Source organism: Haemophilus sp. HN_Hi16, assembly GCF_049823435.1.
Classification (GTDB): domain Bacteria; phylum Pseudomonadota; class Gammaproteobacteria; order Enterobacterales; family Pasteurellaceae; genus Haemophilus; species Haemophilus influenzae_D.
Map to the genome: position 1 here is coordinate 701,857 of NZ_CP187500.1, position 24,953 is coordinate 726,809.

26 protein-coding genes and 2 tRNA genes are annotated in these 24,953 nt (G+C 37.3%); 20 read left to right on the forward strand and 8 right to left on the reverse strand.

The genetic code is table 11. The features are described from left to right. Positions 1-149: 149 nt before the first annotated feature. Genes xseA through ACPT9C_RS03555 form a run of 3 tightly spaced genes read right to left on the reverse strand, consistent with a single transcriptional unit; the run spans position 150 to position 2,996 of the window. Positions 150-1,469, reverse strand: coding sequence for an exodeoxyribonuclease VII large subunit (gene xseA / locus ACPT9C_RS03545; RefSeq protein ID WP_050949008.1), 1,320 nt, complete (start codon positions 1,467-1,469; stop codon positions 150-152). Between the two features lies 1 nt (position 1,470). After that, positions 1,471-2,685: a cupin domain-containing protein gene (locus ACPT9C_RS03550; RefSeq protein WP_050949009.1), complete on the reverse strand. Its 1,215-nt coding sequence runs from the start codon at positions 2,683-2,685 to the stop codon at positions 1,471-1,473. Between the two features lie 2 nt (positions 2,686-2,687). Beyond that, the gene (locus ACPT9C_RS03555; protein ID WP_050822795.1) at positions 2,688-2,996 is read right to left on the reverse strand and encodes an RnfH family protein; all 309 of its coding nucleotides are present in this window, start codon (positions 2,994-2,996) and stop codon (positions 2,688-2,690) included. A gap of 180 nt (positions 2,997-3,176) precedes the next feature. Here ACPT9C_RS03555 and pth point away from each other — a divergent pair, with 180 nt between their 5' ends. From pth to ACPT9C_RS03575, 4 genes are all read left to right on the forward strand, one after another. Further along, positions 3,177-3,761 (forward strand): aminoacyl-tRNA hydrolase, encoded by a 585-nt coding sequence (gene pth, locus ACPT9C_RS03560; protein ID WP_050949010.1) that lies wholly within the window; start codon positions 3,177-3,179, stop codon positions 3,759-3,761. Between the two features lie 47 nt (positions 3,762-3,808). Next, positions 3,809-4,900, forward strand: a complete 1,092-nt coding sequence (gene ychF / locus ACPT9C_RS03565; protein WP_044332683.1) for a redox-regulated ATPase YchF — start codon at positions 3,809-3,811, stop codon at positions 4,898-4,900. 73 nt (positions 4,901-4,973) lie between these two features. Further along, positions 4,974-5,732 (forward strand): acyltransferase family protein, encoded by a 759-nt coding sequence (locus ACPT9C_RS03570; RefSeq protein ID WP_425627476.1) that lies wholly within the window; start codon positions 4,974-4,976, stop codon positions 5,730-5,732. Between the two features lie 386 nt (positions 5,733-6,118). Continuing rightward, positions 6,119-6,847: an SGNH hydrolase domain-containing protein gene (locus tag ACPT9C_RS03575; protein WP_425627477.1), complete on the forward strand. Its 729-nt coding sequence runs from the start codon at positions 6,119-6,121 to the stop codon at positions 6,845-6,847. Between the two features lie 42 nt (positions 6,848-6,889). Here the strand turns inward: ACPT9C_RS03575 and rnd are convergent, their stop codons facing one another. Genes rnd through ACPT9C_RS03600 form a run of 5 tightly spaced genes read right to left on the reverse strand, consistent with a single transcriptional unit; the run spans position 6,890 to position 13,041 of the window. Continuing rightward, on the reverse strand, positions 6,890-8,032 hold the full coding sequence (rnd, locus tag ACPT9C_RS03580) for a ribonuclease D (RefSeq protein WP_110431582.1): 1,143 nt from the start codon (positions 8,030-8,032) through the stop codon (positions 6,890-6,892). Between the two features lie 55 nt (positions 8,033-8,087). Continuing rightward, positions 8,088-9,776 (reverse strand): long-chain-fatty-acid--CoA ligase FadD, encoded by a 1,689-nt coding sequence (fadD, locus tag ACPT9C_RS03585; protein WP_118879864.1) that lies wholly within the window; start codon positions 9,774-9,776, stop codon positions 8,088-8,090. A 42-nt stretch (positions 9,777-9,818) separates the two neighbouring features. Beyond that, a complete protein-coding gene (locus tag ACPT9C_RS03590; protein ID WP_110431580.1) occupies positions 9,819-10,370 on the reverse strand; it encodes a Slp family lipoprotein in 552 nt (183 codons plus the stop codon). Between the two features lie 24 nt (positions 10,371-10,394). Beyond that, positions 10,395-11,105 carry a tRNA (adenosine(37)-N6)-threonylcarbamoyltransferase complex dimerization subunit type 1 TsaB gene (tsaB, locus tag ACPT9C_RS03595; RefSeq protein WP_040034401.1) on the reverse strand — a complete coding sequence of 237 codons (711 nt, stop codon included), beginning with the start codon at positions 11,103-11,105 and terminating at the stop codon, positions 10,395-10,397. 13 nt (positions 11,106-11,118) lie between these two features. After that, positions 11,119-13,041, reverse strand: a complete 1,923-nt coding sequence (locus ACPT9C_RS03600) for an ATP-dependent DNA helicase (RefSeq protein ID WP_040034399.1) — start codon at positions 13,039-13,041, stop codon at positions 11,119-11,121. A gap of 325 nt (positions 13,042-13,366) precedes the next feature. On the opposite strand from ACPT9C_RS03600, the gene ybgC reads away from it, so the two are divergent. The 16 genes from ybgC to hscA all read left to right on the forward strand — a co-directional run bounded on the left by ybgC (position 13,367) and on the right by hscA (position 24,941). Then, the gene (gene ybgC, locus ACPT9C_RS03605; RefSeq protein WP_005656389.1) at positions 13,367-13,777 is read left to right on the forward strand and encodes a tol-pal system-associated acyl-CoA thioesterase; all 411 of its coding nucleotides are present in this window, start codon (positions 13,367-13,369) and stop codon (positions 13,775-13,777) included. 16 nt (positions 13,778-13,793) lie between these two features. Then, a complete protein-coding gene (gene tolQ, locus ACPT9C_RS03610; RefSeq protein WP_050949013.1) occupies positions 13,794-14,480 on the forward strand; it encodes a protein TolQ in 687 nt (228 codons plus the stop codon). Positions 14,481-14,550: 70 nt separating this feature from the next. Then, positions 14,551-14,970, forward strand: a complete 420-nt coding sequence (gene tolR, locus ACPT9C_RS03615; RefSeq protein WP_005652225.1) for a colicin uptake protein TolR — start codon at positions 14,551-14,553, stop codon at positions 14,968-14,970. A 15-nt stretch (positions 14,971-14,985) separates the two neighbouring features. Next, positions 14,986-16,200 (forward strand): cell envelope integrity protein TolA, encoded by a 1,215-nt coding sequence (gene tolA, locus ACPT9C_RS03620; protein ID WP_050949014.1) that lies wholly within the window; start codon positions 14,986-14,988, stop codon positions 16,198-16,200. Positions 16,201-16,241: 41 nt separating this feature from the next. Then, positions 16,242-17,525, forward strand: coding sequence for a Tol-Pal system beta propeller repeat protein TolB (tolB, locus tag ACPT9C_RS03625; RefSeq protein WP_050949015.1), 1,284 nt, complete (start codon positions 16,242-16,244; stop codon positions 17,523-17,525). A 23-nt stretch (positions 17,526-17,548) separates the two neighbouring features. Next, positions 17,549-18,010: a peptidoglycan-associated lipoprotein Pal gene (pal, locus tag ACPT9C_RS03630; protein WP_005652235.1), complete on the forward strand. Its 462-nt coding sequence runs from the start codon at positions 17,549-17,551 to the stop codon at positions 18,008-18,010. 154 nt (positions 18,011-18,164) lie between these two features. After that, positions 18,165-18,240, forward strand: a tRNA-Lys gene (locus ACPT9C_RS03635). A 23-nt stretch (positions 18,241-18,263) separates the two neighbouring features. Beyond that, positions 18,264-18,339 (forward strand) — tRNA-Lys (locus ACPT9C_RS03640). A 116-nt stretch (positions 18,340-18,455) separates the two neighbouring features. Continuing rightward, positions 18,456-19,181 (forward strand): tRNA (cytosine(32)/uridine(32)-2'-O)-methyltransferase TrmJ, encoded by a 726-nt coding sequence (gene trmJ, locus ACPT9C_RS03645; protein ID WP_118879863.1) that lies wholly within the window; start codon positions 18,456-18,458, stop codon positions 19,179-19,181. 52 nt (positions 19,182-19,233) lie between these two features. Further along, entirely contained in the window at positions 19,234-19,686 is a 453-nt protein-coding gene (iscR, locus tag ACPT9C_RS03650) for a Fe-S cluster assembly transcriptional regulator IscR (RefSeq protein WP_005659892.1), read from the forward strand. A gap of 68 nt (positions 19,687-19,754) precedes the next feature. Beyond that, positions 19,755-20,969 (forward strand): IscS subfamily cysteine desulfurase, encoded by a 1,215-nt coding sequence (locus ACPT9C_RS03655; RefSeq protein WP_050847277.1) that lies wholly within the window; start codon positions 19,755-19,757, stop codon positions 20,967-20,969. 59 nt (positions 20,970-21,028) lie between these two features. Further along, entirely contained in the window at positions 21,029-21,409 is a 381-nt protein-coding gene (iscU, locus tag ACPT9C_RS03660; RefSeq protein WP_005654861.1) for a Fe-S cluster assembly scaffold IscU, read from the forward strand. A gap of 57 nt (positions 21,410-21,466) precedes the next feature. Then, positions 21,467-21,790: an iron-sulfur cluster assembly protein IscA gene (gene iscA, locus ACPT9C_RS03665; RefSeq protein ID WP_005649164.1), complete on the forward strand. Its 324-nt coding sequence runs from the start codon at positions 21,467-21,469 to the stop codon at positions 21,788-21,790. A gap of 12 nt (positions 21,791-21,802) precedes the next feature. Then, a complete protein-coding gene (gene hscB / locus ACPT9C_RS03670; protein ID WP_050949017.1) occupies positions 21,803-22,327 on the forward strand; it encodes a Fe-S protein assembly co-chaperone HscB in 525 nt (174 codons plus the stop codon). Between the two features lie 50 nt (positions 22,328-22,377). Further along, positions 22,378-23,064, forward strand: a complete 687-nt coding sequence (locus ACPT9C_RS03675; RefSeq protein WP_118879862.1) for a DUF2625 domain-containing protein — start codon at positions 22,378-22,380, stop codon at positions 23,062-23,064. Between the two features lie 17 nt (positions 23,065-23,081). Next, positions 23,082-24,941, forward strand: a complete 1,860-nt coding sequence (gene hscA, locus ACPT9C_RS03680; protein WP_021035649.1) for a Fe-S protein assembly chaperone HscA — start codon at positions 23,082-23,084, stop codon at positions 24,939-24,941. The last annotated feature ends 12 nt before the right edge of the window (positions 24,942-24,953 follow it).

Genomic DNA, 24,953 nt, shown 5'->3' on the forward strand with positions numbered 1-24,953 from the left:
TACAAAAAAAATAGAAGGTTTCCACTTTTTGTTGAAAGTTTGAAGTGAGTCACAAAATAAAATACCGTGATAATTTATCAATAATCACGGCATTCTTTTTTCAGAAGTATGTAAGATAATGTTTTACTCCATTTTACGAAATAGACATTTTACAAAACCTTACTTACAATTTTTCCATCAGCCACTTGGGTTGTAATGAAGTCCCCTTGATTGACATCTTTCACACTAACAATGGCTTTACCTTGCGAGTTTTCCGCAATGGAATAACCTCTTGCCAATACTTTCAACGGGCTTAAACCATCCAGTTTTCCGCATAACGTTGCCAGTTTATTTTGACGCTCCGTCACTTGGCGATTTACGCAAAAATTTAACCGCACTTGCAACTGCTCTAAGCGTTGTTGATGACGTTGCACTTGATATGGCAATGGATTTTGTTTTAAACGAACAGAAAGTGCGGTCAATTTTTGCTGTGTATTTTCAAACTGACGCAACATTGCAAGTTGCAAGCGATGCGTAAGCTGTGCATTTTTTGCTTGTTGAACGCGTAACTGATTCTGTGGATGTTGATTGTGTAATCTTAAGGTTAGCTGTTTCAAACGCTGGCTTTTTCGCGTAAATAAACGATCAAATGCCATATCTAAACGTTGCTGTTGATGGCGAAGTTGTTGCAATAATTCATCTTGATTACGACTAACTAACTCAGCCGCAGCAGAAGGGGTCGGCGCACGAAGATCTGCCACAAAATCGGCAATCGTCACATCTGTTTCGTGACCTACCGCACTGATAATGGGTAAGGTTGAACGAAAAATCGCTCGCGCCACTTTTTCTTCATTAAAACACCAAAGATCTTCTAATGAACCACCACCACGCCCAACAATTAATACATCCACTTCTTGTCGCACATTAGCAAGTTCAATCATTTGCACAATTTCTGCGGTCGCCTCTTTGCCTTGAACCGCAGTGGGATAAATAACAACTTTTAAACTTGGATCACGGCGTGCCAAAATATGCAAAATATCTTGCAATGCCGCACCTGTAGAAGAAGTTATAATCCCAACGGCTTTACTAAAGTGCGGTAGATTTTTCTTGAGATTTTGAGCAAACAATCCCTCCGTAGCCAACTTCATTTTTAACGCTTCAAATTGCTGTTGCAATAATCCCTCGCCAGCTGGGTGCATAGAATCAATAATAAGCTGATAATCGCCGCGAGGCTCATATAAACTCACATTGGCACGCACAAGCACTTGCATTCCATTTTGTGGACGAAAAGCAACGCGCAAATTTTTCATACGAAACATTGCACAACGCACCTGTGCATTTTCATCTTTCAGCGTTAAATACCAATGCCCAGACACGGGCTGCGTAAAATTGGAAATTTCGCCCGTTAGCCAAATTTGGGAAAAATGCCCCTCCAACATCTGACGCGCGGCAGAATTCAGTTGAGAGACAGAATAAATATTGTCTGACATATTATTCAATTAACACCCAACCATCATCAACCCAGTTACAAATGGAATCTAACAGTAAATCCATTGAGGTTTCAGGATCTTCGGTTTTATTCACTAAACTTGATAAAAATGCCCAATCTAAACTTTCGCCGTCAGATAAGCGTTTTAACACTTCGCTCTCAATTACATTAAGTTCATCTAACCATTCGCCATTCGCATAAATTCGCAACGGATTTTCGGTGTAAAGCAATTTACAATTGTTGTCTTGAGAAAGGAATGCGCCATCTTCTTCTAGAATTGACCGCACTTCATCTGGATCGCACATTTCATCCGAAACTAATAACTCATAACGACGAGAACTTACCGCACTTGCTACAGCTTGTTTAAATAACGTATCAAAAGCTTCTGAATGAGCCAATTTATCTAATAAAAGCTGTTTCATTGCTTGAATATTTTCATCTGCAAGTTTACCTGTACGTTGTTCAGACTGGCTTAAACGTAGCGGCAAATCAAACTCGCTTAAATTCAAATCAGGATCTTGATGACAAAAACCTTTGCTTATGCCATCAATCAAATTACTTAAATTTGGATAACGCAAGCCAAAAGAAAAGGTTAAACAATCATCTTCAGCCACGCCATAATGTGCCATACGGGCTGGAATATACAGAATATCGCCTGGGTTCATTACTTCATCAATGACTAATTCGCCCATATCATCAAAAATTCGGATCGATTGATTTGGTTTAAATTCAGTGCTTGTATCACACCATTTACCCACTTGCCAACGACGATGACCATATCCTTGCACTAAAAATACATCATATTCATCATAATGCTTACCAACAGAGCCACCTTTCGGCGCGTAAGACACCATAATGTCGTCACGTTGCCATTGAGGAATAAAGCCAAATTTGTTCCAAAGTTGCCCTAATTCAGGCGACCATTGCTCCAAATTTTGAACTAACACTGACCATTTTTCTGGCAATTTTTGGAAATCCTTTTCGCTTAAAGGGCTAAAAAAAACTTTCCAATTATCATCAGAAAATGTCTTTACTAAACGAGCAGTAACATCTTCATTTTGTGCAAGTTCAATAATATCTTGTGGCTCAAACTGCCCAACAATTTCAGGTAAACCGTTACGAATTACAAGTGGCTTTTTCTGCCAATAATCCCGTAGAAAAATTTCTGGCGTGATATGTTCAGGTAAACAAAAATCAACAGATGAAAGTGCGGTCATTTTTAAGCTCCTTTTTCTTTATTTTTAGCGGCAGCTTGTTCTGCTGCACGTTTACGGCGAATTTCTTTCGGATCAGCAAGTAATGGACGATAAATTTCAATACGATCGCCCTCTTTTAATACATCAGTCAATTTTATTGGACGACTGAAAACCCCAATTTTATTTGTGCTCAAATCAATCTCTGGAAATTGGCTTAAAATCCCTGATTGCGTAATCGCCGTTTGCACGGTGATTCCTTCATCAACTTGAAAAGATTTCAAATAATAACGTTCGGGAAAAGCATAAGCGATTTCAATGTTAATCTGATTCATTTTTACTTCTTCATTAAAAAATTTTAACCATTATAACGGAAAAGTGCGGTGACTTTTAATGATAAATCACGTGCAATAAATTACCCCTTTGTTTCCGCCTTATAGATTGAGAATTTAAGGCTTTTTCGCTACAATACGCCACTATTTTTTATATCCTCTTTTTACATCATCAAATAAAAAATGTCAGAAATAAAACTTATTGTTGGTTTAGGCAACCCGGGCGAAAAATATGCCGATACACGCCACAATGCTGGCGAATGGCTTATTGAACGCTTGGCACGTCGTTTTAATATTTCGCTAAATCCAGAAAGTAAATTCTTCGGAAAAACTGCCCGCACTTTAGTGAATGGAAAAGAAGTTCGCCTTTTAGTGCCAACAACTTTTATGAATTTAAGCGGTAAAGCGGTTGGGGCATTGGCAAGTTTTTACCGTATTAAACCTGAAGAAATTTTGGTTATTCACGATGAACTAGATTTGCCTGCTGGCACAGCAAAACTCAAACAAGGCGGTGGGCATGGAGGGCATAACGGCTTAAAAGATATTGTGGCTCAACTAGGCAATAACAACAACTTTTACCGTTTACGTATTGGCATTGGGCATCCTGGCCATCGTGATTTAGTGGCAGGTTACGTCTTAAATAAACCATCGCCGGCAGATCGCGATGCACTTGAAAAAGTGCTAGATGAAGCCTCTGATTGTGTGGAAATGATTTTCAAAGATGGAATGGTCAAAGCGACCAACCGTTTAAACAGTTTTAAAATTTAAAAGTGCGGTTAGTTTTACAACCGTTTTACTCAAAATAAGGAAAAATTATGGGATTCAAATGTGGTATTGTGGGATTGCCAAATGTGGGCAAATCTACTCTTTTTAACGCACTCACTAAAGCTGGTATTGAAGCCGCAAACTATCCATTCTGTACTATCGAACCAAATACGGGTGTCGTACCAATGCCAGATCCGCGTTTAGATGCATTGGCAGAAATCGTTAAACCTGAACGCGTATTACCCACCACGATGGAATTTGTGGACATCGCAGGCTTAGTTGCAGGTGCTAGCAAAGGCGAGGGCTTGGGTAATAAATTCTTAGCAAACATCCGTGAAACAGACGCAATTGGTCACGTAGTGCGTTGCTTTGAAAACGACGATATTGTACACGTTGCAGGCAAAATTGACCCACTTGATGATATTGAAACTATCAACACTGAATTAGCTTTAGCAGACTTAGATAGCTGTGAACGTGCGATCCAACGTTTACAAAAACGTGCCAAAGGTGGCGACAAAGAGGCTAAATTTGAACTTTCAGTTATGGAAAAAATCCTCCCTGTGCTGGAAAATGCAGGAATGATTCGTTCTGTTGGGTTAGATAAAGAAGAATTGCAAGCAATCAAGAGTTACAACTTCTTAACGTTAAAACCAACAATGTATATCGCAAACGTAAATGAAGATGGCTTTGAAAATAATCCATACTTAGATCGCGTTCGTGAAATTGCTGCAAAAGAAGGGGCGGTAGTTGTTCCAGTATGTGCAGCGATTGAATCTGAAATTGCAGAACTTGATGATGAAGAAAAAGTCGAGTTTTTACAAGATTTAGGCATTGAAGAACCGGGATTGAACCGTGTAATTCGTGCAGGATATGCGCTTTTAAATCTTCAAACTTATTTCACTGCTGGCGTAAAAGAAGTGCGAGCTTGGACAGTTTCAGTTGGCGCAACCGCACCAAAAGCAGCTGCTGTAATCCACACCGACTTTGAAAAAGGCTTTATCCGAGCAGAAGTTATCGCTTATGAAGACTTTATCCAATTCAACGGTGAAAACGGTGCAAAAGAAGCAGGTAAATGGCGTTTAGAAGGTAAAGATTACATCGTACAAGATGGCGATGTAATGCACTTCCGATTCAACGTGTAAAAATATATAAAAAAATAACCGCACTTTTGACGCATAAATCAAGGTGCGGTTTATATTTTACAAAAGGAATATTATGTCATCTATTAAATATCGTCCAGAAATTGATGGACTACGTGCAATTGCTGTTATTTCAGTCATTATTTATCATCTTAATGAAAACTGGTTATCTGGTGGTTTTCTTGGGGTGGATATTTTCTTTGTTATTTCTGGTTTTCTGATTACTGGTATTATTATCACAGAAATTCAACAGAATTCTTTTTCGTTTAAACAATTTTATACTCGACGTATTAAACGAATTTATCCTGCTTTTATTACAGTGATGGCATTAGTGTCTTTCATTGCGTCTGTTATTTTCATTTATAATGATTTTAATCAATTAAGAAAAACCATTGAATTAGCTACAGCTTTCTTATCTAATTTCTATTTAGGTTTAACACAAGGTTATTTTGATTTAAGCGCAAATGAAAATCCTGTGTTACATATTTGGTCATTAGCTGTAGAAGAACAATACTATCTTATTTTTCCACTTATCCTAATTTTAGCTTATAAAAAATTTAGAGAAATTAAAGCATTATTTATTATAACGCTAATTTTGTTTTTTATTTTACTTGCTACCTCTTTTATTCCAGCTAATTTTTACAAAGAAGTATTGCATCAGCCTAATATTTATTATCTCTCTAACCTAAGATTTCCAGAATTACTTGTAGGATCTTTGTTAGCAATTTATCATAATCTTTCAGCAAGCAAGCAAGCAAGCAAGCAAGCAAGCAAGCAATGTTATTGCAATATTAAGTACATTACTATTATTTTCCTGTTTATTTTTAATGCATAATAATATTGCATTTATTCCGGGCGTTACTTTAATTCTCCCTTGTATTTTTACAGCATTAATTATTCATACCACATCACAAAATAACATCATTAAATTATGTTATATCTAATAAAGCAATAGTGTTTATTGGAAAAATTTCTTATTCTCTTTATTTATATCATTGGATTTTTATTGCGTTTGCTTATTATATAACGGGCGAAAAACAAATTAATAATCAATCGATTGCTATAGTAACAGTATTAACAATAATTTTTTCAGTTCTAAGTTATTATTTAATCGAACAGCCAATTAGAAAATCAAAACTAAACTTTAAACAAAGTTTTCTTTATATTTATTTTATTCCTTCTCTTTTACTCTTAGGATTTAATCTTTATAAAAGACAAATAATGAGAGTTGAACAAAAGCATATTGAACAAGAATCACCTATTTCTAATGAAAATCATTATCCTGCTAAGGTTATTATTCTAGGCGATTCTCATTCTTCACATTTAGAAGCTTTTTTAAATTATGTGGGGAATAAAGAAGGATGGAAAGCAGATATTTTCAAAGATAAATTTGAGTGTAGCTTTATTGTGAATGATCAATATCAATTAGATCCTAATTGCCAATCTGTATGGCAGAAAGATTCTCAATATAAAGCAATATTTATTTCAGCATTTTATGATTTGAAAATGGGCGGACAGCCAGTACCTCGCTTTAGACCCGAAACTTTCATTGAACCAGATTTTAAAGCGCGTTTTAAAGAAACAGTGAAACAACTAGCGATACAAAAGCCCGTATATGTTTTTGCTAATAATAGCTCGGTAAGTCGTTCTCCGCTGCGTGGTTATTTATTAGAAAATTATGGACTTGAAAAATATTTAACGCCAATTCATCGTATGGGCGATATTGATGCGAGTAACAAAATCATTCACGATTTAATCAAAGATATTCCTAATGTTTATTGGGTAGATGCTCAACAGTATTTACCAAAAGATAGTGTTATGGCAGAAGGAAAATACTTGTATGGGGATCAAGATCACTTAACAAATTTTGGTGCTTACTATATGGCAAAAGAATTTAGTAAATACCAACGAGTGATGACACCTGAACAAGTGAAAAAACTCTACGAGTAAAAACTAAAAGCGTTGAGCTATTTGCCCAACGCTTTTTTATATTTACTTAAGTACATCAACTAACTTCTCACCAATAGGTTTTCTCCAGCCAATCAGCAATTCTGGTAGTTTATCTTGAGAACAATCATATTTCCAAACCCATTTAATTAATTCATCCAAAGTACGTTTACTCGCAACAATTTCAGGGGTTAAACCTGCTGGTGTTAAGCTATTCACTTTTTCTTGCAACAATCGAATTGTTTTTTTATAACGAGGATCTTCAGAAATACGTTCAATAGGTTTTGGATAGTCATTAGAAGAAATACGTCTTGCTTGAGCAAGTAATTGCAAAATCTTCTTACCACGTACACGCACTTCATTTTCAGTTAATCCCATTTCCAACATTTCCGATATATTACGCGGATTATTTTTTGCCACTTTCCAAAGATTATCTGATTTCACAATATAAGAAAGTGCTAAATCACGCTCTATTGCCACGTTTTGTCGCCACTGTGCCAAAATTCTTAAACGAGACAATTCAAATGGATTTAATTTCCAAGCATTTGGAATATCTAAATAAGCTTTTTCTGAATCTCGTTCTTGTAATTTATGCGTTTTAGCAAGAGCCAGTTCGCAATCATCACTTACGGCTTTTTCCCAAGGTGTTTTCGCTAACTCTTTTTCAAGAATATGATAAAGCGGTAATAAATACCAAACATCGCCCGCGGCATATTGAAGTTGAATATCAGAAAGGGGGCGTTTGATCCAATTGGTACGAGTTGCACCTTTATCGATTTCTATATTTAAATATTGTTGTGCTAATTTTGCCAAGCCTGCTGATGCGCCCAGCCCAATAAAGCGTGCCATAATTTGCGTATCAATCATTGGGCGTGGAAGCTGATCAAATTCTTGTAAGAAAACTAATAAATCTTCACTACAAGAATGTAAGATTTTTAATACTTTAGGATTGGCTAACAATGCGACAAAAGGAGCAAAATCCGTAATCGCTAAAGGATCAATTAAAGAGACGCGCTCGCCATCATAAAGTTGGATTAATCCCAGCTTAGGAAAATAAGTGGAAACACGCATAAATTCTGTATCTAAGGCGACCGCACTTTTCATCTGAGCCAAATTACAAACTTCTAATAGCGCAGCATTATCCGAAATGACTCTAAAGTGCGGTAGATTTTGACATTCTTTTATCATAGTGACTTTTTATTTGAAAAGAACAAAAATGGGATATTGCTATCCCATTTTGACATTAATGTTTTGAACGTTTTGCGATCTCTTCATCGCGTAAAACCCGACGTAAAATCTTGCCAACATTAGTTTTTGGTAGTTCGTCTCGGAACTCAATTTCTTTTGGCACTTTATAGCCTGTGAGATATTGACGACAATGGTTGCGAAGTTCATCTCGGGTTAAACTATCGTCCTTTTTCACCACAAAGATTTTTATCGTTTCGCCAGAAACTGCGTGAGGAACACCAATTGCCACAGCCTCAGCCACTTTGTAATTCAGCATAACGACATCTTCAATTTCATTTGGATAGACATTAAAGCCAGAAACCAAAATCATATCTTTTTTACGATCCACAATGCGTAAGCTATATGATTCATCCATAATGACAATATCGCCAGTTGCCATCCAACCGTCTTTTAACACTTCACTGGTTGCTTCAGGTCGTTGCCAATAACCTCGCATTACTTGATCGCCTTTCACCCATAATTCGCCAGCTTCGCCAATTTTTGCATCAGAGCCATCATCTTTAATGATTTTTATATCTGTATTTGGCACTGGCACACCAATAGTGCCATTATGTTTCACAACATTAATCGGACAAGCAGAGATCAATGGCGAACACTCCGTCATTCCATAACCTTCAATGATGTTACAGCCCGTCAATTCGTGCCAACGTGTTGCTACAGACTGTTGAATAGCCATACCGCCACCTACAGAAAGTTTTAAAGCTGAAAAATCAACTTCTTTGAAATTTTCATTATTTAACAACGCATTAAATAAGGTATTTACACCAGTGATTGCTTCAAAACGGTATTTTTTCAACTCTTTCACAAATCCTTCAATATCTCTCGGATTAGTGATTAAGATCGCCGTGACACCTAACTCTAAAAATAATAAGCAGTTTACCGTTAAGGCAAATACGTGATAAAGAGGCAAGGCTAAAATAGCTGAACGAGTGCGAGAATGATCGCCAATAAATGGCTCTGCAATCCATTTTGCTTGGAAGACATTGGTTATAATATTTCCGTGTGTCAGCATTGCACCTTTCGCCACGCCTGTTGTGCCGCCTGTGTATTGTAAAAAGGCTAAATCCTCACGCGATATTTCTGGACGAACATATTGGCGATATTTACCAATACTCAATACTTCACGGAATGTTACTGCGTGCGGTAATTTATATTTCGGCACCAGTTTTTTCACATATTTCACAACAAAATTAACCAAAGTACGTTTACCAAATGAAAGTTGATCGCCCATTCGGGTAAGAATAACGTGTTTGACATTAGTATTGAAAACAACTTTTTCTAAGGTAGAAGCAAAATTTGATACCACGACAATCGCTACCGCACCACTATCTTGCAACTGATGTTCTAATTCTCTCGGTGTATAAAGTGGATTGACATTTACTGCAATTAAGCCAGCACGCAAAATGCCAAAAAGTGCGATGGGATATTGCAATAAATTTGGCATCATCAATGCCACTCGATCGCCACGTTGAAGTTTAAATTCATTTTGCAAATACGCGGCAAATGCACGACTACGCTCTTCTAATTTACGGAAAGTAAGTACTTGCCCCATATTAATGTAAGCAGGGCGATCTGGATGTTCACGCACAGCTTTGTCGAACATATCCAAAATAGATTCATATTTTGAGGTATCCAGAAATTTTTCAGAACCTTCTGGATAATTTTGAAACCAAATTTTTTCCATTTTTTATCCTAATTTGTTGGAAAATCTTCAAGATTTTATCATTTAATTCAAATAATAGTGAATTTCAGGCTGAACATACCAAGGGCGATGTCGCCATCTAAAAAATCCCCAATCATCATCTTCATCCCAATCATCTGTTGGATAATTATAAGTGGTGCTGAGTGTCCAAATTCGATATTTATCAGCTTGAACAACAGGATAAGTATAATCAGCTTGTTCGATCTTGCCTTTCTCCGTTCCTGTTAATTGCCCGCCCACCGTAATATAGCGTTCTTTTAAATTTTCAGGCTCAACAAAACCGTTGAAATACACGATAAAGCGGCCATCGGATTGCAATTCAACAAATGGTTTACCTGAAATTGATGATACGGGTAAACTTAACACTTCAATTTTTGTTTGATTTGCTAAAACGGTAGTATTGACAATTTTTCCTCCAAGTCGAACTGTTTTACAATGACAGGTTAAATCTTGAGGAAAAATCTCGCGATAGGAATTAATTGAGAATCGCTCTTTTTCTAACCCTTTTGGTGGTGCAATACAGCCCGTTAATCCGAAACAAAGTGCGGTAAAAAATAAGGTTATTTTTCCTTTCATTTTCTATCCTCCAGTTATTTAAACTTATTCACGTCCTGGTAATTTTTTCCAAGTAACCTCGTTTCGCAAATAAATCGGTTCAATCTCTAAAGCTGAAATTGTGTGTTTTTGCAAAAATTCTACTCGTGCAAGTTCTAACATATATAAGGCATTAGGTAATTCTATATCTGAGCCAGTTAGATTTTTTTCAGTAAATTGAGAATAAGCAGCCCAACCTGTCCCAACTCTAAATGCGTTATCATTTTGAAGCTGACTAATCGCTTTTTCTGGGGAACAAACTTGTTCGCTAATGATTTCTCGCCATTGAAAAAACTCTGCGAAATCTGACCGCACTTTTTCTCTCACTAATTGAGAAAAATAAACTTCATTCATTCTTGCATCAATCGCGGCAACAACATTTTCTGCTTGATGTAATTCAAATGCAGCTTGAGCCATTGCGGTTAAATTTGAAACTGGAATCACAGGTAAATCCGCCCCAAACGCTAAACCTTGTGCAATCCCAGCACCAACACGAACGCCAGTAAAACTACCTGGCCCACGCCCAAAGGCAAGCGCATCAACTTGATTTAAACCTAACCCCGAATTTGCCAAAATTTCATCAATCATAGGCAAAATTCGTTTAGTATGAGTGCGTTGTGCAAGTTCATTAATATGTGTTTTTTCGCCACGATGAAATAAGGCGACTGAACAGGCTTCAGTAGAAGTGTCCAACGCCAATAAAGTTAAATTTTGCATTATTTATTCTCGTTTATTTATTTTGTAAGAATTGTATCACTTTGTTGAGATCACGGGTACGACTTGAGTTAGGTAAACTTTTCAAAAAAGTTTTGCCATAATTACGCATTACTAATCGATTATCACAAATAATCACAACGCCACGATCTGTAACATCACGAATTAAACGTCCAACGCCTTGTTTCAAGGTAATCACGGCTTCAGGAATTTGAATGTCATTGAATGGATCGCCACCTTGCAAACGACAATCCTCAATACGGGCTTTCAACAAAGGTTCATCTGGCGCAGTAAAGGGAAGCTTATCAATGATGACTAAAGAAAGTGCATCGCCACGCACATCTACACCTTCCCAAAAGCTAGAGGTTGCCACCAAAACGCTATGGGATTCTTTTATAAATTGCTCGAGTAATTTGCCTTTTGAGGTTTCGCCTTGTAATAAAATCGAAAGGTTACTTTTTTCACGGAAGTATTCTGCTAAACCACGCATCATTGAATAAGAAGTGCAAAGAACAAAGCAACGCCCCTTATTTGCTTCAATCACGGGTAATAACATTTCGCCTAGTGAGCTTAATGTATTCACTTGATTGGTATTTGGCAAATATCGAGGTACACAAAGCAAAGATTGTTCAAGATAATTAAAGGGACTATATAAAATTTTTTGTGTCGCGTTTTCAATACCTAAACGTTGGCAGAAATGATTAAAAGTTCCCCCCACTTCTAATGTCGCAGATGTGAATATCCAAGCGGCTTCTTTCGCTTCAAGCTGAGCACCAAATTTATCGGCCACTGTCAATGGCGTAATATGTAAACCAAACTGGCGACCATTTCCTTCATACCAATAACAATAACCCACAATATTTGTTTCAGATAAACGCTTAAGCTGAATTTTAATGGATTCAACACGCTCAAAAATACTATCTAAAGTTTGGGAACGACCAAGCGATAATTTAATCACTTCAGATAAAAAATCTATTTTCTCTTGTAATAATTCAAAGGCTTTTTTCACCGCACTTTGCCTGTAAAGCTCACGCCAATTTCCACGAACATTGCTTCCATTACCCAATAATAAACGAAAATCTTGTACAACCTTCAGTAAGGTATCAGATGTTGTGCTAAGCTGTTGCATATCTTTGAGTTCTGTGCGATAGACAATATTAATATCTTTGCATAAATCAAAAAGCTGGCGTGATGTTAAAGATTGACCAAAATATTGACTGGCAATATCGGGTAACTGGTGAGCTTCGTCAAAAATAATTACTTCTGCATTTGGAATAAGTTCGCCAAAACCACTTTCTTTCACAGCCATATCAGCAAAAAATAAGTGATGATTAACCACAACCAAATCAGCATTTAATGCTTTTTTACGCGCACTTGCTACATAACATTCTGAATAATTAGGACAATCTGTTCCTAAACAGCTTTCCGCCGTACTCGTCAGTTGTGGAATAATAGGACTATCTTCTGCAAGCTCAATACATTCTGTGAAATCGCCTGTTTTAGTACTGTTATTCCATTTACGTACTTTACTTAATTCAGCTAAAACAGACTTATCGCCAAGCACACCTTGAGCAATAACTTGATCTAAACGCTCTAAACAAAGATAGTTTGCTCGACCTTTTAGCAACGCAATTTTTCCCGTGAAATTAAGGGCTTTTTTAATAGCAGGCAGATCTCGATTAAAAAGTTGATCTTGAAGATTTTTAGATCCTGTAGAAATAATGGTTTTTTTACCAAAAACTAAAGCAGGCGCGAGATATGCAAAGGTTTTTCCTGTGCCTGTTCCAGCTTCAATGACAAGGGAAGATTTATTTTGGATTGCTTTACTAACAGCATATGCCATTTCAAGTTGTTCAGTTCGAGGACGAAAACCTTTGATATTTTGGCTTAATTCGCCATTTAGTGAGAAAATATTGGCAATTTGATTTTCGTAATCCATTTAGTAAAACATATTTTTAAAGTAAATAACCGCGAAGATTGTCGCATAGAAACGCTAAATATCAAGAATAAAAATACTGCTGGTTTAAGATTACATAGAGGCTATTTTTAAAGAACGGTTATGCTTTGAATGGTTTTTGCTCAATTTAAAAGGTTAAAAATGATTTGCCATTACCTTATCTTTTGCTAGTCAGGCTAAAAGTGCGGTAAAAATTTTGGATGTTTTAAAATGAATAAAATCTTATTGAGTTTTTTCATAGATAGCTTGCTTATCCCAAAAACTGGTTCTAGAATACACGGTTTATTGCAATCAATCGGGTAAGAATATGCTGGGAAATTGCTTTTCTTTTCCTGTTCGTGTGTATTATGAAGACACTGATGCAGGTGGCGTAGTGTATCACGCTCGCTATTTGCATTTTTTTGAACGAGCAAGAACAGAATATTTGCGTATATTAAATTTTACGCAACAAACCTTACTAGAGGAACAACAACTCGCATTTGTTGTCAAATCGCTCGCCATTGATTATTGCGTGGCAGCAAAATTGGATGATTTACTTATGGTGGAAACAGAAGTTTCAGAGGTAAAGGGAGCTACGATCCTTTTTGAACAGAGACTGATGCGCAACACCCTGATGTTATCAAAGGCTACTGTTAAAGTAGCCTGTGTTGATCTAGGCAAGATGAAACCTGTGGCGCTTCCCAAAGAAGTTAAAGCTGCATTTAATCACTTAAAATAACTTTTCGGAGTATGCAATGACTGCAGAATTGAATTTTTTAGATCTTTTTCTAAAAGCAAGTATTGTTGTGCAACTGGTAATTGTGATTTTGATTTCTTTCTCAATCATATCTTGGGCAATTATCATTCAACGTAGCCGTATTTTAACGAATGCCTTAAAAGAAGCACATACCTTTGAAGATCGTTTTTGGTCAGGAGAAGATTTAAATAAACTTTATGAAGGGCTATCTAATCGTCGCGATGGATTAACGGGAAGCGAACAAATTTTTTGCGTGGGATTTAAAGAATTTTCACGTTTAAAACAAGTAAATCCAGACGCTCCTGAAGCGATTATTAAAGGCACAACGCGCGCGATGAATCTTGCGATGAACCGTGAGATTGAAAGCTTGGAAAATCGAGTTCCATTCTTAGCCACAGTGGCATCTGTTAGCCCTTATATTGGTTTATTTGGTACTGTTTGGGGAATTATGCACGCTTTTATGGCATTAAGTGGTGCAAAACAAGCAACATTACAGATGGTAGCACCAGGTATCGCCGAGGCCTTGATTGCCACTGCAATTGGTTTGTTTGCCGCAATTCCTGCAGTAATGGCTTATAACCGTTTAAGCTTACGAGTGAACGCAATTGAGCAAGATTACGTTAACTTTATTGATGAATTTACGACGATTTTACACCGTCAAGCCTTTGGTAAAGCCCCTCACTAAAAATAGGGAAAATTGACCGCACTTTAAAGAAAAAGTGCGGTAAAAATAAGTTAAAATTTTAGAGGAATATATGGCTCGTCGTCAGCGTAAAGCAATTAAATCTGAAATTAATATTGTGCCTTTTTTAGATGTGCTTTTAGTTTTAGTGTTAATTTTTATGGCAACCGCCCCTATTATTAGTCAAAGCGTTCAAGTTGAATTGCCTGATTCTGTGCAAAGCCAAGAGGTTTCTAATGAAGATAAAGTGCCTGTAATTCTTGAAGTTGCAGGTATTGGGAAATATGCGATTTCTATTGGTGGAGAACGTCAAGAAGGTTTAGCAGAAGAAATGGTTACTCAATTATCTAGACAGGAATTTGATAAGGATAATAATACACTATTTTTAGTAGGCGGAGCTAAAGAAGTACCTTATGAAGAAGTGATTAAGGCATTGAATTTACTTCATCTTGCAGGCATTAAATCTGTAGGTTTAATGACAAATCCCATTTAGCTAAGTAGGTAACACGTGCAAAATAATCGACAAAAGAAAGGAATCAATGCTTTTGCTATTTCTATCCTTTTGCACTTCATCTTGTTTGGCTTATTGATTTTAAGTTCACTTTATCACACCGTTGAAATTATGGGTGGTGGAGAAGGTGAAGGAGATGCAATAGGAGCAGTGATTGTTGATACGGGTACGGCTGCTCAGGAATGGGGGCGTATTCAACAACAAAAAAAAGGGCAAGCGGATAAACAAAAAAGCCCAGAACCTGTTGTGGAAGAAAAACCACCTGAGCCTAATCAAGAAGAGATTAAGCATCAACAAGAAGTTCAACGACAAGAAGAGTTAAAACGTCAGCAAGAACAGCAACGTCAGCAAGAACAGCAACGTCAGCAAGAAATAAAAAAACAACAAGAGCAAGCTCGTCAAGAAGCGTTGGAAAAACAGAAGCAAGCTGAAGAGGCTAAGGCTAAACAAGCTGCTGAAGCTGCAAAATTAAAAGCAGATGCAGAGGCTAAACGTTTAGCTGCTGCGGCAAAACAAGCTGAAGAAGAGGCTAAAGCGAAAGCAGCAGAAATTGCTGCTCAAAAAGCAAAACAAGAGGCGGAAGCTAAGGCGAAACTAGAAGCCGAAGCCAAGGCAAAAGCCGCTGCTGAAGCTAAAGCAAAGGCTGAAGCTGAGGCAAAAGCGAAAGCGGCAGCTGAGGCTAAAGCAAAAGCAGATGCAGAAGCTAAAGCGAAAGCCGCTGCTGAGGCAAAAGCAAAGGCTGAAGCGGAGGCAAAAGCGAAAGCAGCAGCTGAGGCAAAAGCAAAAGCTGCTGCGGAAGCAAAACGTAAAGCAGATCAAGCAAGCCTAGATGATTTCTTTAACGGCGGGGATGTTGGTGGCGGCAGTGCATCTAAAGGGGGAAACACTAATAAAGGTGGAACTCAAGGTAGCGGTGCTGCACTTGGCTCTGGCGATGGTGGTAAGGTTGGGGATCAATACGCAGGCGTAATTAAGAAAGAGATTCAACGTCGTTTCTTAAAAGATCCAAGTTTTGCAGGAAAGGTTTGTCGTATTAAAATTCAATTAGGTCGAGATGGCACGATCTTGGGCTATCAAAAAATTTCAGGTCCTGATGATATTTGTTCAGCTGCATTAAGTGCGGTGGCTAGAACGAAAAAAGTTCCAGCTGCGCCATCAGATGAAATTTATGAAAAATATAAATCGCCAATTATTGACTTTGATATTCGATAATTCTTTATAAAAATTTATTGTTAAATTTTAAAGGTAACAAAATGAAATTATTAAAACATTTAGTGAGCGTATTCGCGATTATACTTGCTATTACTCATAATGTATTCGCTGGTGATGAAGTACGCATTGTCATTGATGAAGGGGTTGATGGTGCGCGCCCTATCGCTGTCGTACCATTTGTTGGTTCTGCACCAGAAGATATTAGTAAAATTGTTGCAGATGATTTACGTAACAGTGGTAAGTTTAATCCTATTGCAGTGTCTCAAATGCCTCAACACCCAACTTCAGCAGCTGAAGTAAATCCTGAAGCTTGGTCGAATATTGGAATTGATGCAATTGTAATTGGACAAGTGGTTCCATCGGGTAATGGTTATAGTATTACTTATCAATTAATTGATACGGTTGGTGCATCAGGTACGCCAGGGGCTGTATTAATGCAAAATAGCTATACAGTGACAAATAAATGGTTACGCTATGGTGCGCATACTGTGAGTGATGAAGTCTTTGAAAAATTAACTGCGATCCGTGGTGCCTTTAGAACTCGTATCGCTTATGTTGTGCAAAAAAATGGCGGTTCGCAACCTTATGAAGTTCGTGTAGCAGATTATGATGGCTATAATCAATTTATCGTCAATCGTAGTGCTCAACCAATTATGTCTCCAGCTTGGTCTCCAGACGGCCAGCGTTTGGCTTATGTATCGTTTGAAAATAAAAAATCACAACTTGTTGTACAGGATTTGAATTCTGGTACGCGTAAAGTAGTGGCATCTTTTCAAGGGCATAATGGCGCGCCAGCCTTTTCGCCAGATGGTTCTCGTTTAGCTTTTGCTTCTTCTCGTGATGGCGTTCTGAATATTTACGTTATGGGCGCAAATGGTGGTACACCTATGCAATTAACGAGTGGTGCAGGTAATAATACTGAACCAGCGTGGTCACCAGACGGAAATTCAATTTTATTTACATCCGATAGAAGTGGCTCGCCACAGGTTTATCGAATGGATGCAAACGGTGGTAGCGTAACCGCAGTGGGTGGTCGCGGTAGCGCACAAATTAGTGCAGATGGAAAAACACTTGTGATGATTAATGGTAACAATAATGTAGTTAAACAAGATCTCACAACGGGCGTTTCAGAGGTACTTAGTACATCTTTTCTAGGCGAAAGCCCAAGCCTTTCTCCAAATGGAATTATGATTATTTATAGTTCTACACAGGGCTTAGGAAAGGTGCTACAATTGGTTTCTGCAGATGGTCGCTTTAAGGCGAGCCTTCCAGGAAGTGATGGCCAAGTAAAATTTCCAGCTTGGTCTCCATACTTAACTAAATAAAAAACTCATTTAGGAGAAATCTAATGAACAAATTTGTTAAATCATTATTAGTTGCAGGTTCTGTAGCTGCATTAGCGGCTTGTAGTTCCTCTAACAACGATGCTGCAGGCAATGGTGCTGCTCAAACTTTTGGCGGATACTCTGTTGCTGATCTTCAACAACGTTACAACACCGTATATTTTGGTTTTGATAAATACGACATCACCGGTGAATACGTTCAAATCTTAGATGCGCACGCAGCATATTTAAATGCAACGCCAGCTGCTAAAGTATTAGTAGAAGGTAATACTGATGAACGTGGTACACCAGAATACAACATCGCATTAGGACAACGTCGTGCAGATGCAGTTAAAGGTTATTTAGCAGGTAAAGGTGTTGATGCTGGTAAATTAGGCACAGTATCTTACGGTGAAGAAAAACCTGCAGTATTAGGTCACGATGAAGCTGCATATTCTAAAAACCGTCGTGCAGTGTTAGCGTACTAATTCTTGGTATTTCTAATACTTGAAAAACAGGATCCATTTTTTATTGGATCCTGTTTTGTTTTCATCGTTTGTAATTTAACCAATTAGCTTGAAAGAATGAATTTATTCTTTTGATTCTAAAATAAATGCGTTATCATTAACTCATCAACACAGTGGGTCGTTAGCTCAGTCGGTAGAGCAGCGGACTTTTAATCCGTTGGTCGAAGGTTCGAATCCTTCACGACCCACCACTCTCTGATTTAGTTGTCCAGTTGGGTTGTTAGCTCAGTTGGTAGAGCAGCGGACTCTTAATTCGTCGGTCGAGAGTTCGAGCCTCTCACAACCCACCATTCTTATTTTTATTATTCATCTCTAATATTTTAAATTTCTTTAATTTGCTTAAATTCTTGACTATTTTTAGCGGTTATTGTGGTAGAATATCCCTAAATTTTAGTCGGGCATCATTATGTTGGAAAATATTCGTATTGTTTTAATTGAAACTTCTCATAGCGGTAATATTGGTTCTGCGGCTAGAGCAATGAAAACGATGGGATTGAATCAACTTTGTCTTGTATCGCCAAAATCTATTGACGAGCAATCTTATGCACTTTCTGCAGGGGCAGAAGATGTAGTCAAAAATGCAATGATTGTAAATAGTTTTGATGATGCAGTAAAAAATTGTTCGTTAGTTATTGGAACAAGTGCGCGTTTACGTCATTTGCAAAATACCTTAATTGAACCGAGAGAATGTGCAGATAAAGTGATCGCAGATAAAGGCAAGATAGCTATTGTGTTTGGACGTGAACGTATTGGATTAACTAATGAAGAATTGTTGAAATGCCATTATCATTTGAATATTCCAGCTAATCCTGATTATTCTTCTTTAAATTTAGCAATGGCTGTGCAGTTGGTAAGTTATGAATTGCGTATGGCTTTCTTAGTTCAAAATAATAAGAAAAATTCACTTTCTTTAATAGAGAAAAACTATCCAACAGCAGATCAGTTAGCTTATTTTTTTGACCACACAGAACGTATATATCAATCTCTTGGATTTATTCAAAATCAAGGAGTTATGCGTAAATTAAAGCGTTTATACTATCGTGCGAAATTAGAGAAAAACGAATTAAATATTTTAAATGGCATGCTAAGTGCGGTTGAAAAACGAATTGATTTAACAAATGAGGATAATTGACTCAATTAGTCAGATATGTAAGTATTGCACCATTAATTTTTAGGGATTCTTTATGAAACTTACTTCAAAAGGTCGTTATGCAGTTACAGCCGTTTTGGATATTGCTTTAAATGCAGATGGCGGGCCTGTAAGCCTTGCGGATATTTCTGAACGCCAACATATTTCCTTATCTTATTTAGAGCAACTTTTTGCTAAATTACGTAAAGACGGTTTAGTTAAAAGTGTTCGCGGACCCGGAGGGGGTTATCAGTTAGGGCTACCAAGTGAACAAATTTCTGTAGGAATGATTATTGCAGCAGTAAATGAAAATATTCACGTAACGAAATGTTTGGGGCGCGAAAATTGTAAAAATGGTGTGGAATGTTTAACTCACGAACTTTGGGAAGATTTAAGTTTACGTATTGAAAGTTTTTTAAACGAGATTACCTTAGCTGAGCTGGTAAATAAGCGTAATGTAAAGCGTCAATCTCATCGTGATTTTAATAATTTGTTAGTTAATCAATAAAAAGGATAAGCCGGATATTTTTCAAATAAAAAAAGTGCGGTTATATTTAGCATAATTTAGGAGTGAAAATGAAATTACCTATTTATTTAGACTACGCAGCGACCTGTCCAGTCGATGAACGTGTTGCGAAAAAAATGATGGCGTTTCTAACCATCGATGGCACATTTGGCAATCCAGCCTCTCGCTCACATAAATTTGGTTGGCAAGCAGAAGAAGCTGTTGATATTGCACGTAATCAAATCGCTGATCTCATTGGCGCAGATTCTCGTGAAATTGTCTTTACTTCTGGCGCAACAGAATCTGACAACCTCGCAATTAAAGGTGCGGCACATTTCTATCAAACTAAAGGTAAACACATTATTACCTGTAAAACTGAACATAAAGCAGTGTTAGATACTTGCCGTCAATTAGAAAGAGAAGGTTTTGAAGTCACTTATTTGTCTCCAGAAGCTGATGGTTTAATTGATTTAGAAAAATTCAAAGCTGCGCTTCGTCCAGATACAATTCTAGCTTCAATTATGCACGCTAATAATGAAATTGGTGTGTTACAAGATATTAAAGCTATTGGTGAGCTTTGTCGTGCAAATAAAACAATTTTCCATGTGGATGCAACGCAAAGTGTTGGTAAAGTTGAAATTAATTTGGAAGAATTAGCTGTTGATTTAATGTCGATGTCTAGCCATAAACTTTACGGGCCAAAAGGTATTGGTGCATTGTATGTTCGTCGTAAACCTCGTGTACGTTTAGAGGCGATTATTCATGGTGGTGGTCATGAACGTGGTATGCGTTCAGGTACATTACCTGTTCATCAAATCGTAGGAATGGGAGAGGCTTATCGCATTGCAAAAGAAGAAATGGTAACCGAAATGCCACGTTTAAAAGCTCTTCGTGATCGTTTATATAATGGCTTAAAAGATATTGAAGAAACTTATGTAAATGGTTCAATGGAACATCGTTTAGATAGCAATTTAAATATTAGCTTTAACTATGTTGAGGGCGAATCCTTAATGATGGCGTTGCGCGATATTGCTGTATCTTCTGGTTCTGCTTGTACATCTGCTAGCTTAGAGCCATCTTATGTATTGCGCGCACTTGGCTTAAATGATGAATTGGCACACAGTTCAATTCGTTTCACATTAGGTCGTTATACTACTGAAGAAGAAATTGATTACACAATTAATTTAATGAAAGGTGCGGTAGAAAAACTTCGTGCATTATCGCCATTATGGGATATGTTTAAAGAAGGTATTGATTTAAATACCATTGAGTGGTCTGCTCACTAATATTTAGTTGCCATTATCTGACAATGGCATTCACTAGAATTGAAAAAAGGAAAGTTAAAATGGCTTATAGCGAAAAAGTAATTGATCATTATGAAAATCCACGTAATGTGGGATCATTGGACAAAAAAGATAGCAATGTTGGTACTGGAATGGTCGGTGCGCCAGCTTGTGGTGATGTTATGCAACTACAAATCAAAGTAGATGATAATGGCATTATTGAAGATGCAAAATTCAAAACTTATGGTTGTGGTTCTGCGATTGCATCTAGTTCATTAATTACTGAGTGGGTAAAAGGCAAATCTTTAGAAGAAGCAGGGGCTATTAAAAATAGCCAAATTGCTGAAGAATTAGAATTACCGCCAGTGAAAGTGCATTGCTCTATTTTAGCAGAAGATGCAATTAAAGCAGCAATTGCTGATTATAAAGCAAAACAAGGCTAATCATGTGAAAAAGTGCGGTCAATTTTGACCGCACTTTTAGCGGTGTTTGGGGGATAGATGGGTATTACATTAACAGAAAAAGCAGCTCAGCGAGTGAAAGCCTTTTTGGATAATCGTGGTAAAGGTATTGGATTACGTTTAGGTGTGAAAACATCAGGTTGTTCTGGCTTAGCTTATGTACTTGAGTTTGTAGATGTTTTAAATTCAGAAGATCAAGTTTTTGAGCAGCACGGTGTTAATATTATTGTCGATCCAAAAAGTCTCGTTTATCTCAATGGCATTGAACTGGATTATGTAAAAGAAGGCCTAAATGAAGGCTTTAAATATAATAATCCAAATGTAAAAGAATCTTGTGGTTGTGGCGAAAGTTTCCACGTTTAAGGTAATAATCTGATGTTAAATCCTTTTCAAATTTTTGATTTACCCGTTGATTTTCAGCTGGATGAAAAAGTGCTAAATGCACATTATTTAAAATTACAAAAGGCTCTACATCCAGATAATTTTGTCTCAAGTAGTGCTTTAGAACAACGTGTTGCGATGCAAAAATCAACCGAAGTGAATGATGCCTTAAAAACGTTAAAAGACCCAATTTTGCGAGCTGAAGCGATCATTGCTCTTAATACTGGCGAGCAGTTAGATCTTGAACAAAAAAGCACGCAAGATGTGGCGTTTTTAATGCAACAGTTACAGTGGCGAGAACAATTAGAAGAAGTTGAAAGCCAGCAAGATGAAAGAGCATTAAATGCTTTTGCGAAAGAAATTAAACAAGAAACTCAATTATTATTGACCGCACTTTTTGAGAGTTTGAAATCTGAACAATGGGCGAGAGCATCTCAATACTGTGATAAATTACGTTTTACCCGTAAACTTTCTGGAGAAATTGAGCGTGTGGAAGAACGAATTTTTGAATTAGATTAAATGTAGGGGCAAATGTAATTTGCCCCTACGAGATGTGAATAAATAACACTATGCAAACTCTTGAACAGCTCACTAGTCCAGAACATTCTGCTTGGATAACCATTTCCCAATGGATTGATAACGCTCGCAATCATTGTGAAGTAATTAAAAAAGATCAATCTAGTGCGGAGCGTGAGCTTTTTACTATGCAAATGCCAACATCCTCGCCAATGGGCGCAGTAATCTATGAAACAGGTGGAATTTTAATTCATTATGGTTGGTTACGTATTTTAGGTTCTGGAAGTTTTAAATTACCGCGTGGCTTGATGGATTGGAATTTCAGTAAATCTTTTAGTGAGTCAGGCGAAAAACCAAAATATTTATTAGTTGCAGATGATGTGATTGGTGGTTATTTTGCGTTAAATGGTGGTTCGTTAGGCGATAATATTGGCAAAATTTATTACTATTCGTCAAAAGATCTTACTTGGCATAATTTAAATTTTACTTACACAGAATTTTTAGCTTGGGCATTGAATGGCGATTTAGAGGCCTTTTATCAAGGACTATTTTGGCAAAATTGGCAAGATGATGTAAAACAATTAGATGGTAATCAAATTTTTGTATTCATGCCTGATTTAAACCAAGACAGAAAAATAGCAATTGATGAACGCCAAAAACAGGAAGTCAATATTGAAACCCATTACCAAGCAAGCTTTGCAGAAAAAAATAAATTTGATTTGGCGTATTCCGCCGCATAACTAGTAGAAAAAAGTATATGGCATTATTACAAATTGCAGAACCCGGACAAACAGCGGCTCCACACCAACATCGTTTGGCGGTAGGAATTGATTTGGGAACAACTAATTCTTTAGTAGCATCTGTGCGTAGTGGAAAATCCGTGATTCTTAATGATGAACAAGATCGTAGTCTTGTACCATCAGTTGTTCATTATGGCGTTGCAGAAAAGAAAGTTGGTTTGGAAGCTTTTGAACAAGCATCACTTGATCCCCAAAATACAGTGATTTCAGTCAAACGCTTAATTGGTCGAAGTCTTGCAGATGTGCAATCTCGTTATCCTAGTTTGCCTTATGAATTTGTAGCAAGTGAAAATGGATTACCTTTAATTGTTACAGCACAAGGGCAGAAAAGTCCAATTGAAGTGTCTTCAGATATTTTGTCGCGTTTAAATCATATTGCCGAACAACGCCTTGGCGGAGAACTTTCTGGTGTTGTGATTACAGTTCCTGCTTATTTTGATGATGCTCAACGTCAAAGCACTAAAGATGCTGCGCGTTTAGTAGGGCTAAATGTATTACGTTTATTGAATGAACCTACTGCAGCTGCACTCGCTTATGGATTAGATAGTGGGCAGGAAGGCATTATTGCGGTTTATGATTTAGGCGGTGGCACATTTGATATTTCAATTTTACGCTTATCAAAAGGTATCTTTGAAGTTTTAGCAACGGGGGGAGACACTGCATTAGGTGGAGATGATTTTGATCATTTAATTGCAGATTGGGTAATAGAACAAACTAAGCTAAAACCACAAACAGCAAATCAACAGCGTGAGTTAATAACCCTTGCTAACCAAGCTAAAATTACTTTGACTAATGAAAAAAGTGCGGTTATTTCTTGGCAAGATTTTTCAGTAGAAATTTCGCGGGAACAATTCAATGAATTAATTTATCCGCTTGTAAAACGTTCATTGCTAACTTGTCGTCGGGCATTGAAAGATGCCAATGTGGAATCCGAAGAAGTGCAAGCGGTGGTAATGGTTGGCGGTTCAACTCGTGTGCCTTATGTAAGAGAACAAGTTGGCGAGTTTTTTGGTAAAACACCATTAACCTCAATCGATCCTGATAAAGTTGTGGCACTTGGTGCTGCAATTCAAGCAGATATTTTAGTCGGGAATAAAACTGATTCTGATATGTTATTGCTTGATGTTGTACCACTTTCTTTAGGCATTGAGACGATGGGCGGATTAGTGGAAAAAATTATTCCACGTAATACAACAATTCCTGTAGCTCGTGCGCAAGAGTTTACTACTTTCAAAGATGGACAAACGGCAATGACTGTTCATGTGCTACAAGGCGAACGAGAGCTAGTGGATGATTGTCGTTCTTTAGGACGCTTTACTCTACGAGGTATTCCGCCAATGGCAGCGGGTGCAGCCCATATTAGAGTGACTTATCAAGTGGATGCAGATGGTTTATTAAGCGTTACAGCGATGGAAAAATCGACAAAAGTACAGTCTTCAATACAAATTAAACCATCTTATGGCTTAACTGATGAAGAAGTAACCGCAATGATTAAATCCTCTTTTGATAATGCGCAAGAAGATTTGCAAGCACGTGAATTAGCCGAGCAGCGTGTGGAAGCAGATCGTGTTATTGAAAGCGTAATTGTTGCGTTACAAGCAGATGGGGCTGAATTGCTTAGCACAGATGAATTTCATCATATTGAAACTGTGTTAAAACAATTAATGGATGTAAAACAAGGTTCAGATCGCGATGCAATTGCACAAGGAATTAAAGCCTTGGATACTGCTACCCAAGAATTTGCAGCACGTCGAATGAATGCATCGATTAATAAAGCTTTGACAGGCAAAAATTTGTCAGATATTGAAAAACCGTAAAACTGCGGTCAG

Excerpts from the sequence above, each read along its gene's own strand:
- xseA (WP_050949008.1), bottom strand. The coding sequence starts at position 1,469 with ATGTCAGACAATATTTATTCTGTCTCTCAACTGAATTCTGCCGCGCGT.
- ACPT9C_RS03550 (WP_050949009.1), bottom strand. The coding sequence starts at position 2,685 with ATGACCGCACTTTCATCTGTTGATTTTTGTTTACCTGAACATATCACG.
- ACPT9C_RS03555 (WP_050822795.1), bottom strand. The coding sequence starts at position 2,996 with ATGAATCAGATTAACATTGAAATCGCTTATGCTTTTCCCGAACGTTAT.
- pth (WP_050949010.1), top strand. The coding sequence starts at position 3,177 with ATGTCAGAAATAAAACTTATTGTTGGTTTAGGCAACCCGGGCGAAAAA.
- ychF (WP_044332683.1), top strand. The coding sequence starts at position 3,809 with ATGGGATTCAAATGTGGTATTGTGGGATTGCCAAATGTGGGCAAATCT.
- ACPT9C_RS03570 (WP_425627476.1), top strand. The coding sequence starts at position 4,974 with ATGTCATCTATTAAATATCGTCCAGAAATTGATGGACTACGTGCAATT.
- ACPT9C_RS03575 (WP_425627477.1), top strand. The coding sequence starts at position 6,119 with ATGAGAGTTGAACAAAAGCATATTGAACAAGAATCACCTATTTCTAAT.
- rnd (WP_110431582.1), bottom strand. The coding sequence starts at position 8,032 with ATGATAAAAGAATGTCAAAATCTACCGCACTTTAGAGTCATTTCGGAT.
- fadD (WP_118879864.1), bottom strand. The coding sequence starts at position 9,776 with ATGGAAAAAATTTGGTTTCAAAATTATCCAGAAGGTTCTGAAAAATTT.
- ACPT9C_RS03590 (WP_110431580.1), bottom strand. The coding sequence starts at position 10,370 with ATGAAAGGAAAAATAACCTTATTTTTTACCGCACTTTGTTTCGGATTA.
- tsaB (WP_040034401.1), bottom strand. The coding sequence starts at position 11,105 with ATGCAAAATTTAACTTTATTGGCGTTGGACACTTCTACTGAAGCCTGT.
- ACPT9C_RS03600 (WP_040034399.1), bottom strand. The coding sequence starts at position 13,041 with ATGGATTACGAAAATCAAATTGCCAATATTTTCTCACTAAATGGCGAA.
- ybgC (WP_005656389.1), top strand. The coding sequence starts at position 13,367 with ATGCTGGGAAATTGCTTTTCTTTTCCTGTTCGTGTGTATTATGAAGAC.
- tolQ (WP_050949013.1), top strand. The coding sequence starts at position 13,794 with ATGACTGCAGAATTGAATTTTTTAGATCTTTTTCTAAAAGCAAGTATT.
- tolR (WP_005652225.1), top strand. The coding sequence starts at position 14,551 with ATGGCTCGTCGTCAGCGTAAAGCAATTAAATCTGAAATTAATATTGTG.
- tolB (WP_050949015.1), top strand. The coding sequence starts at position 16,242 with ATGAAATTATTAAAACATTTAGTGAGCGTATTCGCGATTATACTTGCT.
- pal (WP_005652235.1), top strand. The coding sequence starts at position 17,549 with ATGAACAAATTTGTTAAATCATTATTAGTTGCAGGTTCTGTAGCTGCA.
- trmJ (WP_118879863.1), top strand. The coding sequence starts at position 18,456 with ATGTTGGAAAATATTCGTATTGTTTTAATTGAAACTTCTCATAGCGGT.
- iscR (WP_005659892.1), top strand. The coding sequence starts at position 19,234 with ATGAAACTTACTTCAAAAGGTCGTTATGCAGTTACAGCCGTTTTGGAT.
- ACPT9C_RS03655 (WP_050847277.1), top strand. The coding sequence starts at position 19,755 with ATGAAATTACCTATTTATTTAGACTACGCAGCGACCTGTCCAGTCGAT.
- iscU (WP_005654861.1), top strand. The coding sequence starts at position 21,029 with ATGGCTTATAGCGAAAAAGTAATTGATCATTATGAAAATCCACGTAAT.
- iscA (WP_005649164.1), top strand. The coding sequence starts at position 21,467 with ATGGGTATTACATTAACAGAAAAAGCAGCTCAGCGAGTGAAAGCCTTT.
- hscB (WP_050949017.1), top strand. The coding sequence starts at position 21,803 with ATGTTAAATCCTTTTCAAATTTTTGATTTACCCGTTGATTTTCAGCTG.
- ACPT9C_RS03675 (WP_118879862.1), top strand. The coding sequence starts at position 22,378 with ATGCAAACTCTTGAACAGCTCACTAGTCCAGAACATTCTGCTTGGATA.
- hscA (WP_021035649.1), top strand. The coding sequence starts at position 23,082 with ATGGCATTATTACAAATTGCAGAACCCGGACAAACAGCGGCTCCACAC.